The following is a 15,300-nucleotide window of genomic DNA, read 5'->3' as shown; positions in this document are numbered from 1 at the left end:
GTGATGTTCGAGCGGCATGATGCCGGTCGTGAGTGCTGATCTATCGAAGCGTCTGGTCCCTGATGCACTCTGGGAGCTGGTAACCCCGTCATTGCCGTCGTTCGCGGCTCGACCGCAAGGTGGTGGGACCGCTCCGTGTGACGAAGGGGCCGTGTTCACGGCAGTGGTGTACGTCCTGACCACCGGCTGTGCATGGCGGCATCTGCCGCCGACATTCAGCACGTCCCCCGCCACCGCGCATCGCCGCTTCACGATATGGACCAAGGCCGGCCTATGGCGTCGGCTCCACCGGGCGGTGCTGGACGAACTCGGGGACTATCGATAGCTTTCAGAGATTTCTTACGGCTAGCTTTTCTCCGTCCGCCCCGCGTACCACTACATTCCAGGCGGTGCCGTCGCCATCGTCACCGTCCCACCACTTCGCAAAGGACTGCGCCAGGCCGGTAGCCGCCGAACGGTCGTCACCGGTAGACGAATAGTCGGTGGTCAGCTCGATGTCGTAGTCACTGTGGTGCAGTTCTACGAGGGTCAGCCTGTTGACATGACCGGTCATCGGCCGGTTGTCGGTGCCACTCAGCCAAGCCTTGAAGCGATCAAGGAGATCCTTGCCGTTGCTGTGCTTGGTGACTTGGCCGCTCGGCAGGTGCTTGGCGTTCTCACTCACGCCGTCCAGACATCCCGAGACCCAGGCTCCACGGTCGGCTTCGGCCTCCTGACCGGCGCTGAGAGCCCGACGTGTGCAGCCGCCCCAGACGACTTCACGGACTGGCGAGCCTTTGCCACCTGCGTCACGGACCGCCCGGCCCCGGTTGTAGCCGGCGGTGTAGGCGTCCTGCGCAACCTTCTTCTTGTCCTTCGCAGGTGCATGGGTTGGCCGCTGCGATGACTTGCCCGGTTGCGGGCTGCCTGGCTCGCTGCCGCATGCCGGTATGGCTAAGGCGGCAAGCATGGTCGCAGCGATCGCGAGACGCGGGCGATGACGGGGTAGATGCATGGTGTCTCCTGGCGTGTGCGCATGTTGAGTGAGGGTCTGGTGCCCGCCAAGTGTTCCTGCGGATAGCCGGCTCAGGGCCACTTCGAGCAGAACGTCCGGAACGGGCCAGAGGCTGGGCCGGCAGTGCCGCAGTCCCGAGGTCTGCATCAGTCAAGATCCGGGCTCCTCCCGGGCCAGCTGTCCCGGCAAGATCAACACGGCTGCTGTATTTGCGGGGTCAGCGGCCTGCTTGCGGATGGACAGCCGGCAGCGAAGAACCTCCTGTGGGTGGCTCGCGGTGGAGCGCGGCTCCCTACCAGTTCATCGCCGGAGCGCTCTGACCTGCGCTGGCTTCCCCCGGACCGATAACCGATCCGGCGCCGCCCGGCCCGGCGCAGCGCGACGCTCAGACGCTACGCCGCGTCACCCAACCATCACCGTGCACAGCCCGTTCCCACGTGCCGGGACCACCCGCCACCGGAAAGCCCACCCCGCCCCCGACCCGCCATCCGGGTGAGCCCCTAATATCATCTGGCGTCCTTCGACGGACGCGGACGCCCGCTGGGTCGTGCCCGGTGTCCGGCGCCCGGTAGGACGGCTCCGCCGCTTGGCAATGGAGTCGAGCATCGAGGAGAGGATCGTTCATGCGCGCCCGGAGCATCGCCACGGCCACCGCGACAGCATTGGCGCTGGTGGCCGCTCGTGACCTCGTTCAGAAGAAGCACGCATTGCTCCGGAACTTCCCCGTGCTCGGGCATGCCCGGTACCTGTTGGAGACGATCGGGCCGGAGCTGCGGCAGTACATAGTGACCTCGAACGACGAGGAGCGCCCGTTCAGCCGCGACCAGCGCACCTGGATCTACGCGTCGTCGAAGGGGGAGAACAACTACTTCGGGTTCGGAACCGACAATGATGTCGAGCACATCCAGGGGCACGCGTATCTGAAGCAGCGCACGTTCGCCGGCACGCTGCCCGACGCGCACGACCCGCAGGCCCCGCTGCCGTCGGCCAAGGTGCTGGGCGGGCCGCGCGGGCGCGCCAAGGCGTTCCGGCCGGCGAGTGTGGTGAACATCTCGGCGATGAGCTTTGGATCGCTGTCCGGCGCGGCGATCACGGCGCTCAACAAGGGTGCGGCGCTGGCGGGCACCCTGCACAACACGGGCGAGGGCGGTCTTTCGCCGTACCACCGCAACGGCGGCGATCTCATCCTGCAGATCGGTACGTCCTACTTCGGCTGCCGCAACGAGGACGGCAGCTTCAACATCGACAAGCTCAAGGACGTGGTCGCCGGCGCCCCGGTCAAGGCGTTGGAGATCAAGCTCTCCCAGGGTGCCAAGCCGGGGCTGGGCGGAATGCTGCCGGGCGCGAAGGTGACCCCGGAGATCGCCGAGATCCGCGGCATCCCGCGCGGCGAGGATTGCGCCTCCCCGTCGCGACACACCGCGTTCAGCGATGTCGACTCGATGCTCGACTTCGTCGAACTGCTCGCCGCCGAGACCGGACTGCCGGTCGGGATCAAGAGCGCGGTGGGCGAGATGGAGTTCTGGCAGGAGCTGGCCACGCTGATGGCGCGTGGTGACCGTGGTGTCGACTTCGTGACCATCGACGGCGGCGAGGGCGGCACCGGGGCGGCTCCGCTCACCTTCTCCGACTCGGTGTCGCTGCCCTTCCGGATGGGCTTCTCCCGGGTCTACGGCGTCTTCGCCGAGCGGGGGCTGACCGACGACCTGACCTTCATCGCCTCCGGAAAGCTCGGCCTGCCCGAGAACGCCGCGGTCGCCTTCGCGCTGGGTGCCGACATGATCAACGTGGCCCGTGAGGCGATGCTGTCAATCGGCTGCATCCAGGCGCAGAAGTGCCACACCGACAAGTGCCCCACCGGTATCGCCACCCAGAGCCCGTGGCTGGCCCGCGGCCTCGACCCGGTCTCGAAGGCCGACCGGGCCGCCGTCTACCTGCGCACCCTCCGCAAGGAGCTGCTGAAGGTCTCGGCGGCCGTCGGCGTCGCGCACCCGGCGCTCATCACGGCCCGGGACATCGAGATCATGAACGGCGACTACGAAGCCCGTACCCTGGCCGGGGTCTACGGTTACAAGGACGGCTGGGGTGAACTCGCACCGCACCTCGCCGAGGAGATCACCGCACTGCTCACCGCCGAGCGGTCCTCCGACCGGAAGCCGACCGCCTGACGCCGATCGCGGAAGGCTCCACGCTCGCCGCTCCCCTGCCCGGAGCGCGCGCGTGGTGCCGACCGGTGGCACCCTTGTCTTTCCTGCTCCACGCACAGCCCCTGCCTAGGTGATCACAACATGAGCGAAAAAGTGAGATTCCCGAGCGTCGTCGGCCCCGAACTGGCCGGCGCGATCGACCTGCCGGACGGCGAGATCCGCGGCTGGGGGATCTTCGTGCACGGATTCACCCTCGGCAAGGGCTCGCCGGCCGCGTCGCGTGTCAGCAAGCAGCTGGCCCGCGAGGGGATCGGCATGCTGCGGTTCGACAACCTCGGGATCGGGGACTCCGACGGCGACTGGGGCGACGGTTCCTTCACCGTCAAGGTCCAGGACACGATCCGTGCCGCCGCCATGATGGCGGAGCGGGGGACGCCGGCGGACCTGCTGGTGGGGCACTCATGGGGAGGCGCCGCCGTCCTCGCCGCGGCGGCCGAGGCAACCGGCGTCCGCGCGGTCGCCACGATCGGGGCCCCGGTCGATCCCAGCCACGTGGAGCGGCAGTACGACGCGGTCGTGGATCGCGTGCTTCATGAGGGGTCGCACGAATGGTTCGTCGGCGGGCGGACCCTGGTCCTCAAGCGTGCCTTCGTCGAGGACGTCCGCCGTGCGCACCTGCGGGATCGGATCGGCGAGTTGGATCTGCCGCTGCTCGTCCTGCATTCGCCGACCGACAACACCGTCCACATCGACAACGCCGGCGAGATCTTCCGCGAGGCACGACACCCGCGAAGCTTCGTCTCACTCGAAGGCGCGGACCATCTGCTGACCGCCCGAGGACAGGCGCAGCGAGCCGCCCACATCATCAGCGCCTGGGCCGACCAGTACATCCACGGGTAAGAGCCCGCAGGAGACACCTCAACCGGTTGAGTGCTCGCTCGGATACGTACGGGGGCTGAGCCTCACCCCTTCCGCCTCGGACCCACCGAACAGGCCTCAGAGAACTCAGAGGTCCCGTAGCCGCACCGTCATCCGGATGCCGTCCCGCGCCCAGAGCACGAACCGTTCCACCGGTGTCACTTCGTGTCCCGGCGCGGGTCGAAAGCTCAGGCGCTTGAGGAGGACGGCCAGGACGAGCTGGGCCTCGACCGTGGCCAACGCGGCGCCCTCGCAGCTGCGGGGCCCGATCCCGAAGGGGACGTACGCGAGCCTCGGCCGCTTGGCCACCTCCTGCGGTGTGAACCGTTCGGGGTCGAAGCGCTCCGGCTCGGGCCAGTGCTCGGGGTTCAGGTGCACCGCCCAGAACGGGTAGAACACCGTCGTCCCGGCCGGGATCTCGTACGGGCCCAGCACCAGGTCCTCGGTCGTCTCGCGGGCGCCGTACGGGCCGGGCGGGAACAGGCGCATCGACCCTATGACCGCAACGTCTCCGAAGGCGACTCCCCGAACTGCCGGCGGTACGCGAGTGAGAAGCGACCAGGGTGCAGGAAGCCCCAGCGGGAGGCGACGGCGGTCACGGTCTCGGTGCCCGGGTCGAAGGTCAGGAGTTCCTTGCGGACACGGTCCAGGCGGACCTCGCGCAGGTACGCGAGCGGGGTGGTGTCGAGGTGCCGGCGGAAGCCCTCCTGAAGGGCCCGTACGCCGATGCCCACGCATTCCGCGATCTCCGCGACCGTGAGCGGCTCGGCGGCGTGTCCCTCGATGACCTCCATGGCGCGGCGGACCGCGGGCGGTGCGATGCGCGGCTGCTCGCCGAGCAGCGCCGACGTGTAGTTGTGAGGTTGGGCCATCAACAGCTGGGTCATGAGGAGTGATTCGAGCTGCTTTGTCACGAGGGGCTGATTCCTCATCCCACCAGGCCCCTCCGCCTCCCGGCGCATGAGGTCGACGATGTTGAGCCAGGAGCGGGAGCCCGATGTCGTGAGGTTCATGCCGAGCGAGAAGAAGATCGGGCGGCGCACGGTGCGGCCGAGCAAACTGCCCAGGTGCGATTCCAGAGATGAGCGGTCGAACCACACGATCAGCTGCGGATTGCCGTCACCCCAACGCATATCCAACTTTCCGGTCGGCGAGGGGACGGAAGCGAGTTCAGGGGAGGAAATGATCTCCTCGCGGCCGCAGGTGATTTCGGCATGACCGGCGAGCGGGATCTGGACGAGGAAAAAGCTCTCCAGGTCGCCCGGTGTAATCCGGACTTCCGTTCCGTAATCCAGGTAATAGAGACCTGTCCGATCGAAGGGTGCACCGTGCAGCCGGGCGTCGAGCGTCGCCGAGCGCCGGGTGATGCGCAGGTCATGAGGGCAGAAGGCACGGCCGACCTCGGCCCGTGCCTCCCAAATGTCCGCTGTATGGAACAGCTGGTGATTTGCGAGGGGGGACTTTTCAGCGGGCATGTAAACCTCCACCGCCGAGATGCGCGATCGGGACAGCGACCCGCGTGATCCGGATAGCGGGGGTGATCTTGCCATACCAAGATTGACGCCTGAACGTCGCGGACCCGAGAGATCCTGGGAATCAACAATGCAGGGAGTGCCGGGCCGGACTGCGCTCGTCAGAAGCGGAGTCACGCCCAGCGGACAGCCCGCCGCATGCGCGCTGCGCGTATTACGCGCGACCGACGCGGTGAGGGCTGCCAAGGCCGTACCCCCGCACGTCGCGGCATCCCTGCCGCTGCTGCCCCGGCTCACCGACTCGGTCGGGCGTCTCCAGCCGGCAGGGTCACCCGGGCCCATCCCCCGGCCCCACGGGTGACCCGGCCTCCCGCGGCTGCCCGCCGGCCCCCCTCCGGCGGGCAGCCGCACTCCACACCACCGCCGTGCGCCCGTTGATGCCGCCGCGCGCCGGAACGCTCGTACAGCACGGCATCACACGGCGCCGCAAGGCACCGCACGGCGCCCCTCAAAATCCGCACGCCCCGAACCCCCGGAGAACCCGCTCATGCGCAAGATCACCATCGTCGGAGCCGGCCAGGCCGGTCTTCAGCTCGGCATCGGCCTGATCGACCACGGTTTTGACGTCACCCTCGTGTCCAACCGCACCGGAGACCAGATCCGCGACGGCCGGGTCATGTCGAGCCAGGCCATGTTCGGCACCGCGCTGGCCCACGAGCGCAACCTCGGCCTCGACTTCTGGGGCGACGCCTGCCCGCCGATCTCCGGTCTCGGCGTGAGCATCGCCGACGGCCAGGGCGGCCGGGCGCTCTCCTTCGACGCCCGTCTTGAGGCCACCGCACGCTCCATCGACCAGCGCGTCAAGATGCCCCTCTGGATGGGCGAGTTCGCGCGCCGCGGCGGCCGTCTGGAACTCTGCGAGGCCGGCGTCGAGGACCTGGAGCGCTACGCCGCCGAGTCCGACCTCGTCATCGTCGCGGCCGGCAAGGGCGAGATCGCGGGGCTGTTCGAGCGGGACGCCATGCGTTCCCCGTACGACGCTCCGCAGCGCGCGCTGGCCCTGGCGTATGTCACCGGCATGGCACCGCTGCCCGACCGCCCCGGCGTCAGCTTCAACGTCATCCCCGGTGTGGGTGAGTACTTCACCATGCCCAGCCTCACCACCAGCGGCCCCTGCGACATCATGTTCTTCGAGGGCGTCCCGGGTGGCCCGCTCGACTGCTTCGACGGGCTCGCCCCCCACCAGCAGCTGGCGAAGTTCCAGGAGCTGCTGCGGACGTACGTTCCGTGGGAGGCCGAGCGCTGCACCGATGTCACACTCACCGACCAGAACGGCACCCTCGCGGGCCGCTTCGCGCCGACCGTCCGCAAGCCCGTCGCCACGCTGCCCTCCGGCAGGCAGGTGCTCGGCCTCGCCGACGTCGTCGTCCTCAACGACCCGATCACCGGCCAGGGGTCCAACAACGCCTCGAAGTGCGCCGCCTCCTACCTCGCCACCATCCTGGACCACGGCGAGCACCCGTACGACGCCGCGTTCATGGAGCTGGCCTTCGGCCGCTTCTGGGACAACGCGGAGGCCGCCACGTCCTGGACCAACGCGATGCTCGGCGCCCCGCCGCAGCACGTTCTGGAGATCTTCGGCGCGGCGAGCGCCAACTCCCGTGTCGCCGCCCGCTTCGTCAACGGCTTCGACGACCCGCGCGACTTGTTCCGCTGGTTCATGGACCCGGCCGCCGCGAAGAACTATCTGACCGGCATCGGCATCTGAGTGGTCGTCAGGACCAAACGGATCAGACTCGCAGCAACTGACATCACGTCAGCGATAGACACGTAACGAGAGCAGGACAGCAGGGCATGAGAAGGATCGCGGTGGTCGGAGCCGGGCAGGCGGGTGCCCAACTCGCCCTGGGACTCCAGGCGCACGGCTATGACGTCACCTTGGTCACCGACCGTGGCCCCGACGAGATACGTCGCGGCCCGGTCATGTCCAGTCAGTGCATGTTCGACACCGCGCTCCAGAGCGAGCGGGAACTCGGCCTGCACCACTGGGAGGGCCAGGCTCCGGACATCTCCGGCATCGCGTTCTCTCTCATCGGCCCGCACGGCACTCCGGACGTCTCCTGGCGTGCGCCGCTGGAGGGCCCAGCCCACTCGGTCGACCAGCGGGTCAAGTGTGCCGCCTGGATCGAGCAGTTCGCGGACGGCGGCCGCGGCGAGATCGTGCTGCACGAGGCGGGCGTCAACGACCTGGAGTGGTATGCCCGCACGCACGATCTCGTCGTGGTCTCCACGGGCAAGGGCGAGCTGAGCCAACTCTTTCCGCGCAACTCCGAACTCTCCCCCTACGACCGGCCGCGCCGTGCGCTGGCTCTGACGTATGTCACGGGAACGGCGCCGCGGGAGGGGGAGGACGCCGTCCACTACCGCCTGATCCCCGGCGTCGGCGAGTACTTCTCCTTCCCAGCCCTCACCACCACCGGACCCTGCGACATCATGGTCTTCGAAGGTGTCCCCGGCGGCCCGATGGACTGCTGGGACGACATCCGCACGCCTGAAGAACACCTCGTCCGCTCACTGGAGGTCCTCCGGCGGTTCTTCCCCGACGAGTACGAGCGCTGCCGGCACGCCCGGCTCACCGACAGCGGCGGCGTGCTGCGCGGCAGGATCGCTCCCACCGTCCGGCACCCCGTCGCCCGCCTGGCCTCCGGCCGGCACGTCCTCGGCATGGCCGACGCCGTCGTCCTCAACGATCCGATCACCGGCCAGGGTGCGAACAACGCGGCCCAGGCCGCGACCCACTACCTCGACAGCATCCTCCGCCACGGCACCGCCGAATTCACCCCGCAGTGGATGCGGCGCACCTTCGACAACTTCTGGCGCGGCTGGGCCCAATGGGCCGTCGGCTGGACCAACTCCCTCCTGACCGACCTGCGTCCCCACCACCGTGACCTGCTGACGGCGGCGGCCGAAGTCCCCTCCGTCGCCGGTGCCCTCGCCGCCGGATTCGACGACCCGCGCACCCTCTACCGCTGGTGGTTCGAGGAGGCCGAAGCACACCGCTTCCTCGCCGAGAAGCGCGCGCAGCACGCCGCCCGCTTCGACGGCCGCGAGCTGCGCCGCGCGCTGGGCCAGTACGCCACCGGCGTGACCGTGGTGACGGCCCGGGCCCCCGACGGCCGCAATGTCGGGATGACCGCGAACTCCTTCGCGTCCGTCTCGTTGGACCCGCCCCTCGTTCTGTGGTGCCCCGGCAAGAACAGCCCGAGTCTCCCGGACTTCACCGACGCCTCGCACTTCGCCGTCCACGTCCTGGCCGCCGACCAGCACCACCTCTCCCGGCAGTTCGCCACCCCGGCCGACGACAAATTCCGCGGCACCCCCACCACCCCCGGCATCGCCGGCACTCCCCTGCTGGACGGCGCGGTGGCCCGCTTCCAATGCCGCACCGTCCAACGCCTCGACGCCGGCGACCACATCATCTTTCTCGGCGAGGTCGAACAGTACGAGGCCGACGGCGGTACGCCGCTGGTGTTCCACTCGGGGCGCTACCAGGTGGCGACGAAGCATCCAGATCTGTGAACGCGTAATGTCTCTCGGCCCGGCGCCATACGACTCACGCAGCCGGGCACTGCCTCCCACAGCCGGGCGCTGCAACGCTATTCCGCGCTGTACGGCGGCAGCCGCCGGGTGATCCGGTCGAACAGCTCCGTCAGCGGCTCGCCGATGTCCCGGCCGAACTCGGTCAGCCCATAGGTGACCTGAGGCGGCGTCGTCGGCTCGACCTCCCGCCAGACCAGGCCGTCCCGCACCAGCGTGCGCAGCGTCTGGGCGAGCATCTTCTCGCTGACGCCCTGGATGCTTTCGCGCAGCTCGTAGAACCGGAGGGCGTTGCTCCGCAGGGAGATCAGCACCCAGATGCCCCATCTGCTGGTCACATGGCCGACCACATTGCGCGCGGGGCAGTCGGTGTGAAACACGTCATACCGCTTCCCCGTCTCGGCCTGTCTGCGCTGCGCGCCTTCCGTCACGTCGTGAGCTTACTTCAAGGTACGTCCTTACGAAAAGTTAGCCAGCTCTCCTAGCGTGACGACCACAGAGGGACATCCGACAAGGAGCTGATCATGATCGTGGTGACCGGAGCTACCGGCAATATCGGCCGGCCGTTGACGCAGGCACTGGCCGAGGCGGGGCGGCAGGTGACTGCCGTGTCACGGCACACGGCGGCGGTGCCGAACGGCGTGCGCCACGTGGCGGCCGACCTGGCCGAACCGGCAAGCCTCAAGCCCACGTTGGCCGGAGCGGAGGCGTTGTTCCTGCTGCTGTCCGGCGACCTGCACGCCGCCGGAGCCGACCCGGCGGACATCGTCGCCCAGGCCGCGGCCGCCGGGGTCCGCCGGGTCGTCCTGCTCTCCACGCTGGGCGTGGTGACCAGGCCCTTCGGCCCCACTCGGATCGCGATGCGCGCGCTGGAGGACGCGTTGCGGGAGTCCGGCCTGGAGTGGGTCATCCTGCGGCCGGGCGGCTTCGCCTCCAACGCCCTGTGGTGGGCGGAGTCCGTCCGCACGCAACAGGTCGTCGCAGCGCCCTTCGGTGATGTGGGGGTGCCGATCATCGACCCGGCGGACATCGCCGCGGTCGCGGCGGCCTGCCTGCTGGATGACCGGCACGCCGGCGGCGTCTACGAGCTGACCGGCCCGGAGGTGATCACTCCGCGCCGGCAGTCGGAGGCCATCGCCGCCGCGCTGGGCACCCCGGTGAGATTTCACGAACTCACCCGCCACGAGGCCAAGGCCGCCATGGCCCAGAGCATGCCGGCGGAGCTCGCCGACGACACGCTGGACATCCTCGGCGCCCCGAACCCGGCCGAACTCCGCGTCAGCCCGGACGTCCAGAAGGTCCTCGGTCGCGCCCCGCGCCCGTTCGCCGACTGGGCCGCCCGCAATGTCGCCGCGTTCCGCTGAGATTGTTGAGCGGTCAACCCCTGTACCCGCACCGCACCGTCAAGGAGGAGAACGGAAGGGTCGGGCGGATCATGGTCTGATTCGACTCGTTCCGTTCCCTGCAGAATTCCTGAGCGGCTCGCCGCAACTCGTCCCTCCCAACAGCGCTGGTGGGACTCCCGGCAGTCACCTGAAGCTCAGCGGATTCCCGCTCCGGCAACCCACTTCGATGTCCTGGCGTCCAACTCCCTGACGGACGACCGCTGATCACCCGGGAGAGCACGTGGCGAAGAAGGACAGGACGACGGACGCGGCGAGGGAGAAGGACCGCGAGAAGTGGATGGCGCGCTTGCAGGTGCGGCTGGTCATGCAGCCGGGCGTGGACCGGGCGATCGTGCTCCAGGCGGTCAAGGAAGTCACGGCGCACTGCGCGCAGACGGGAGAGCACCCGCGGGACGCCTTCGGTGACCCCGACACCTATGCCGTGCAGACCGCCGCGCGGCTGGTCCCGGCGGATCGGGCGGCGCGCGTGAGGCGGCACGACTCCGTGGTGGAGAGGCTCGGCTCCGTGCTGAAGAGGGCCGGGGACGTCGCCGGTCTGTGACCGGTGGAAGCGACCGCGTGGCGCGCTGAACGGTGGGGGACGGCGCGCCGCACCCGGTGACCACCCTCGTGTGTGCCGGGCCGCGTGCGGGCGCCGAGATCCACGGTGCGGAGTTCTCAGGCCGCGCCCGCGCCTCGGCCTCACCCGTTCGCGCGGTGTGTTCGCGGGACGTGAGTGAGGCGTTTCCGAAACGTCAGTGGCTCCGGGAAGAGTGGTGTGCACACCGCGGGAACGGCTTGAGAGCAGTCCCGCACGAACACAGGGGGAACCTGATCATGCGCACTTCCCGGATCCGTACCGCATCACTTGCCGCCGTCACCGCCGCGCTGGCGCTGGGTCTGACCGCCTGCGGCGGCAACGACGGCGGCGCGAAGGCAGCAGGCGGTGTCCACGCCGCCGGTGCCGCGCAGAGCCAGTCCGCGTCCGGCGGGGACGGCAAGGGGGGCGCGGCGCAGGCCGACAACGGCGGTGCCGCGAAGGAGAGTGCGCGCTCGGCGACCGTCTCCGGCGCGGCGGGCGGGGCCACCACGGCCGGCGCCCGCCAGTGCCGTGGCGACGAGATGCTGCTCACCGCGGTGCACCGGTTCGCCGGGCAGCAGGGCGACCACCTGCTGGTCACCGCGACGAACAAGGGCACCAAGCCCTGCTGGGTCACCTCATACCCGTCCGTGAGGCTCGGCGACGTCAACAGCACCGCGCTGCCGCACTCCAAGAAGGACAACCCCGGCGGCGGCACGCACATCACGCTCCGGCCCGGCGGCACGGCGTACAGCGCGGTCAACCTCTTCGACTACGGCCCGAAGCACCACACTGCGAAGTCGTTCGCCCTCGCGCTGCGCGGCGCGAACGGTCACGACGGCCCCACCTACTCCGTGTATCTCAAGGGTGAGAAGCCGCAGTTCAGCTGGAACGAGGCCGATGTGCTGAACTGGAGCACCAAGAAGCCGTACAACTTCTGACGGCCCGTCGGCGGGCGATGCAGCAGTGCGGGACGCGGCGGACGCGTCCCGCACTTCGCCGGTATGGGCCCAAGCGTCCTGCGGCCAGGTCACACCGAAGGCAAGCAAACCCCCAGCCGCCGAACGCGCGTGCTCAGAAGCCCGGTTCCGCGACGGGGTACGGCACGAACGTGCTGCTGTTCTCGTCCACCGCAAGGCGGCGGTCCAGCGGCGGGACCGCTCGCTGGGGGCAGTCGGTGCGTTCGCAGATGCGGCAGCCCATGCCGATCGGGGTGGCCGCCGCGGCGTTGTCGAGGTCCAGGCCGTCCGAGTAGACGAGCTGGGAGGCGTGGCGGACCTCGCAGCCGAGGCCGATGGCGAAGGTCTTGCCGGGCTCGCCCCAGCCGCCGCGGTGCCGGGTGATCGCCCGGGCGGTCCACAGGTAGCGCTGCCCGTCGGGCATCGCGGCGATCTGGACGTGGATGCGGCCGGGTGCGGCGAACGCCTCGTAGACGTTCCACAGCGGGCAGGTGCCGCCCGCCCGGGAGAAGTGGAAGCCGGTGGCCGACTGCCGTTTGGACATGTTGCCGGCGCGGTCCACCCGCACGAAGGAGAACGGCACGCCGCGCAGCCGCGGGCGCTGCAGGGTGCTCAGGCGGTGGCAGACCGTCTCGTAGCCGAGGCCGAACTGGTCGGTGAGGCGCTCGATGTCATAGCGGGCCTCTTCCGCCGCCGCGTGGAAGCGGCGGTACGGGAGGATCATGGCGGCGGCGAGGTAGTTGGCGATGCCGATGCGGGCCAGTGACCAGGCGGCGGAGTCGGGGGTGAAGTCCTCCGAGGCGAGGCGGGAGAGTTCCTCGTCGTATTCGAGGAACGCCAGCTGGGTGGCCATCCGGAACGCCTGCTGGCCGGGGCGCAGTCGGCTCGACAGGTGCAGGACGCGGTCGGCGGCGTCGTAGTGGTGCAGGGCCCGCGAGTCCCCTGAGACCCGTACGCCGTGGCGTTCGGCGAGGCGGGCGGACAGGAGGCGCACGACCTCGCCCGGGCGGATGCCGATCTGGGTGGCGAGGTCCTCGGCGGCGAGGTCGGCGTCGTGGAGGTAGTTGCGGCGGCGGTAGAAGAACTCGCGGATCTCCTCGTGCGGGGAGCGCGGCAGCGTGCCCACGGTCTGCCCCCTGCCCTCCGCGGCTTCGGCCAGCCGCTCGGCGAGCTGGTGGTTGCGCCGGCCCAGGTCGACGAGCACTCCGGCGACATCGGGCATACGGGAGGCGAGTTCCGCGAGGTCCGAGGGGGACACCCGGCTCGCGGCGATCTCACCTGCGAGGGCGTCGCGCAGATCGGCGACGAGGCGGCCGGTGTCACGCTCCGAGAAGAACCCGGGGTCGACACCGAACACCTCGGTGAGACGGAGCAGGACGGGGACGGTCAACGGCCGTGAGTCGTGCTCCATCTGGTTGAGGTAGCTGGGCGATATCTCCAGCATCCGCGCCAGGGCCGCCTGGCTCAGGCGCCGCTCTTCACGAAGCCGGCGCAGGCGCGCGCCGGCATAGGTCTTGCTCACAGTGATCGTCGTCCTTCGCCGCAGGAGTCTCCCCCGGATCCTAAGCGCACCATCGCCGAGCCGACCCTTCGCAAAGTTGGCAAAGACGGGCCGGAAGATTCGCAGAACTTGGCATACATCCATGGTTGATGGCACTCAGTGCCGGTGCCAGAGTCTGAGTACGGCCCGCCGGAACCGGCGACCGCCGCGGAACACCGGGCACGATTCACGCCCTGACGTCGGAGACACCGGCCGTTCCGGAAGGAAGTCCGCGCAGCATTGCTCACCCTTGATCGCGCAGGGACCTCCGGCGGGCCGTACCCGCAATCGGCACTCAGCGCCACATTCGCACTTTTCACGAGACTCAGGCAGACCCGGGAGACGGTCATGGCACAGGCAAGCACGACGACGGCCGCAGAGCTGGCCCAGCGGTGGGCGACCGACCCGCGCTGGAAGGGCATCGAGCGCACCTACTCGGCCGAGGACGTGGTGCGGCTGTCGGGCAGCATCCGCGAGGAGCACACACTGGCCCGCCACGGCGCCGAGCGGCTGTGGCGGCAACTGCACGAGCAGGACTACCTCCACGCGCTCGGCGCGCTGACCGGCGGCCAGGCCGTCCAGCAGGTCAAGGCCGGGCTCCAGGCCATCTACCTGTCCGGCTGGCAGGTCGCCGCCGACGCCAACCAGGCCGGTCACACCTACCCCGACCAGAGCCTCTACCCCGCCAACTCAGTGCCGCAGGTGGTCCGCCGGATCAACAACGCGCTGCTGCGCGCCGACCAGATCGCCACCGCGGAGGGCGCCGGCGACACCACCGACTGGCTCGCGCCGATCGTCGCCGACGCCGAGGCCGGCTTCGGCGGCCCGCTCAACGCCTTCGAGCTGACCAAGGCGATGATCGCGGCGGGTGCGGCCGGTATCCACTACGAGGACCAGCTCGCCTCCGAGAAGAAGTGCGGCCACCTCGGCGGCAAGGTCCTGGTCCCCACCGGCCAGCACATCCGCACGCTGAACGCCGCCCGCCTCGCCGCCGACCTCGCCGATGTGCCGACCCTGATCGTCGCCCGCACGGACGCCCTCGCGGCGAACCTGCTGACCAGCGACATCGACGAGCGCGACGCCGAGTTCGTGACCGGCGAGCGCACCGCGGAGGGCTTCTACCGCGTCCGCAACGGCATGGCGCCGGTCATCGCCCGCGGCCTGGCCTACGCCCCGTACGCCGACCTCATCTGGGTCGAGACCGGCACCCCGGACCTGGCCCAGGCCCGCGAGTTCGCCGAGGCGATCCACGCCGAGCACCCCGACCAGATGCTGGCCTGCAACTGCTCGCCGTCCTTCAACTGGAAGGCCGCTCTGGACGACGACCAGATCGCGAAGTTCCAGCGTGAACTGGGCGCGATGGGCTACCGGTTCCAGTTCATCACCCTGGCCGGCTTCCACTCCCTCAACCACGGCATGTTCGACCTGGCCCGCGGCTACGCCGAATCCGGCATGACGGCCTACGTCGACCTCCAGGAGAAGGAGTTCGCCGCGCAGGCGCAGGGCTTCACCGCCGTCAGGCACCAGCGCGAGGTCGGCACCGGCTACTTCGACCAGATCTCCACCGCCCTCAACCCGGCGTCCTCGACCACCGCGCTCAGCGGCTCCACGGAGGAGGAGCAGTTCCACTAGGGGCTGTCTGCAGACAGGGGCCGGACGACCGTCTCCGTCCGGCCCCCACCACCCCGCTCCCCCGCTCAGCCCGTTG

13 protein-coding genes and 1 pseudogene are annotated in these 15,300 nt (G+C 69.5%); 9 read left to right on the top strand and 5 right to left on the bottom strand.

Features of this window, described 5'->3' with window-relative positions:
- Positions 1–16: 16 nt before the first annotated feature.
- Positions 17–325 (top strand): transposase, encoded by a 309-nt coding sequence (locus IEY78_RS35075; RefSeq protein WP_373294039.1) that lies wholly within the window; start codon positions 17–19, stop codon positions 323–325.
- 3 nt (positions 326–328) lie between these two features.
- Here the strand turns inward: IEY78_RS35075 and IEY78_RS01395 are convergent, their stop codons facing one another.
- Complete coding sequence (locus tag IEY78_RS01395) at positions 329–994, bottom strand: hypothetical protein (protein ID WP_189095582.1); 666 nt, start codon at positions 992–994, stop codon at positions 329–331.
- 623 nt (positions 995–1,617) lie between these two features.
- Here IEY78_RS01395 and IEY78_RS01390 point away from each other — a divergent pair.
- Both IEY78_RS01390 and IEY78_RS01385 read left to right on the top strand, forming a co-directional pair.
- Positions 1,618–3,162, top strand: a complete 1,545-nt coding sequence (locus IEY78_RS01390; RefSeq protein WP_189095580.1) for an FMN-binding glutamate synthase family protein — start codon at positions 1,618–1,620, stop codon at positions 3,160–3,162.
- Between the two features lie 120 nt (positions 3,163–3,282).
- Positions 3,283–4,041, top strand: a complete 759-nt coding sequence (locus tag IEY78_RS01385) for an alpha/beta hydrolase family protein (RefSeq protein ID WP_189095578.1) — start codon at positions 3,283–3,285, stop codon at positions 4,039–4,041.
- A 105-nt stretch (positions 4,042–4,146) separates the two neighbouring features.
- Here the strand turns inward: IEY78_RS01385 and IEY78_RS01380 are convergent.
- Positions 4,147–4,551: pseudogene (locus IEY78_RS01380) on the bottom strand (cytochrome P450); the annotation flags it as partial.
- Between the two features lie 2 nt (positions 4,552–4,553).
- Positions 4,554–5,534, bottom strand: a complete 981-nt coding sequence (locus IEY78_RS01375; RefSeq protein ID WP_189095576.1) for an AraC family transcriptional regulator — start codon at positions 5,532–5,534, stop codon at positions 4,554–4,556.
- Between the two features lie 544 nt (positions 5,535–6,078).
- Here IEY78_RS01375 and IEY78_RS01370 point away from each other — a divergent pair.
- Positions 6,079–7,299 carry a styrene monooxygenase/indole monooxygenase family protein gene (locus IEY78_RS01370; RefSeq protein WP_189095574.1) on the top strand — a complete coding sequence of 407 codons (1,221 nt, stop codon included), beginning with the start codon at positions 6,079–6,081 and terminating at the stop codon, positions 7,297–7,299.
- An 86-nt stretch (positions 7,300–7,385) separates the two neighbouring features.
- Positions 7,386–9,110 carry a styrene monooxygenase/indole monooxygenase family protein gene (locus tag IEY78_RS01365; protein WP_189095572.1) on the top strand — a complete coding sequence of 575 codons (1,725 nt, stop codon included), beginning with the start codon at positions 7,386–7,388 and terminating at the stop codon, positions 9,108–9,110.
- A gap of 77 nt (positions 9,111–9,187) precedes the next feature.
- Here the strand turns inward: IEY78_RS01365 and IEY78_RS01360 are convergent, their stop codons facing one another.
- Entirely contained in the window at positions 9,188–9,559 is a 372-nt protein-coding gene (locus IEY78_RS01360; protein WP_189095571.1) for a winged helix-turn-helix transcriptional regulator, read from the bottom strand.
- A 93-nt stretch (positions 9,560–9,652) separates the two neighbouring features.
- Between IEY78_RS01360 and IEY78_RS01355 the strand changes: the two genes are divergently transcribed.
- The 3 genes from IEY78_RS01355 (at position 9,653) to IEY78_RS01345 (ending at position 12,034) form a co-directional block, all read left to right on the top strand.
- Entirely contained in the window at positions 9,653–10,492 is an 840-nt protein-coding gene (locus IEY78_RS01355; RefSeq protein WP_189095569.1) for an SDR family oxidoreductase, read from the top strand.
- Between the two features lie 262 nt (positions 10,493–10,754).
- The gene (locus IEY78_RS01350) at positions 10,755–11,075 is read left to right on the top strand and encodes a hypothetical protein (RefSeq protein ID WP_189095567.1); all 321 of its coding nucleotides are present in this window, start codon (positions 10,755–10,757) and stop codon (positions 11,073–11,075) included.
- A gap of 275 nt (positions 11,076–11,350) precedes the next feature.
- Entirely contained in the window at positions 11,351–12,034 is a 684-nt protein-coding gene (locus IEY78_RS01345; protein WP_189095565.1) for a DUF4232 domain-containing protein, read from the top strand.
- A 133-nt stretch (positions 12,035–12,167) separates the two neighbouring features.
- On the opposite strand, the gene IEY78_RS01340 is transcribed toward IEY78_RS01345, so the two are convergent.
- Positions 12,168–13,574 (bottom strand): short-chain fatty acyl-CoA regulator family protein, encoded by a 1,407-nt coding sequence (locus tag IEY78_RS01340; protein WP_189095563.1) that lies wholly within the window; start codon positions 13,572–13,574, stop codon positions 12,168–12,170.
- Between the two features lie 366 nt (positions 13,575–13,940).
- On the opposite strand from IEY78_RS01340, the gene aceA reads away from it, so the two are divergent.
- Positions 13,941–15,224, top strand: coding sequence for an isocitrate lyase (gene aceA / locus IEY78_RS01335; RefSeq protein WP_189095561.1), 1,284 nt, complete (start codon positions 13,941–13,943; stop codon positions 15,222–15,224).
- The last annotated feature ends 76 nt before the right edge of the window (positions 15,225–15,300 follow it).

Source organism: Streptomyces kronopolitis (assembly GCF_014646275.1).
GTDB classification, from domain to species: Bacteria; Actinomycetota; Actinomycetes; order Streptomycetales; family Streptomycetaceae; genus Streptomyces; species Streptomyces kronopolitis.
Note: the sequence above shows the minus strand (reverse complement) of the source record. Positions and strands in the feature narration are given on the sequence as shown.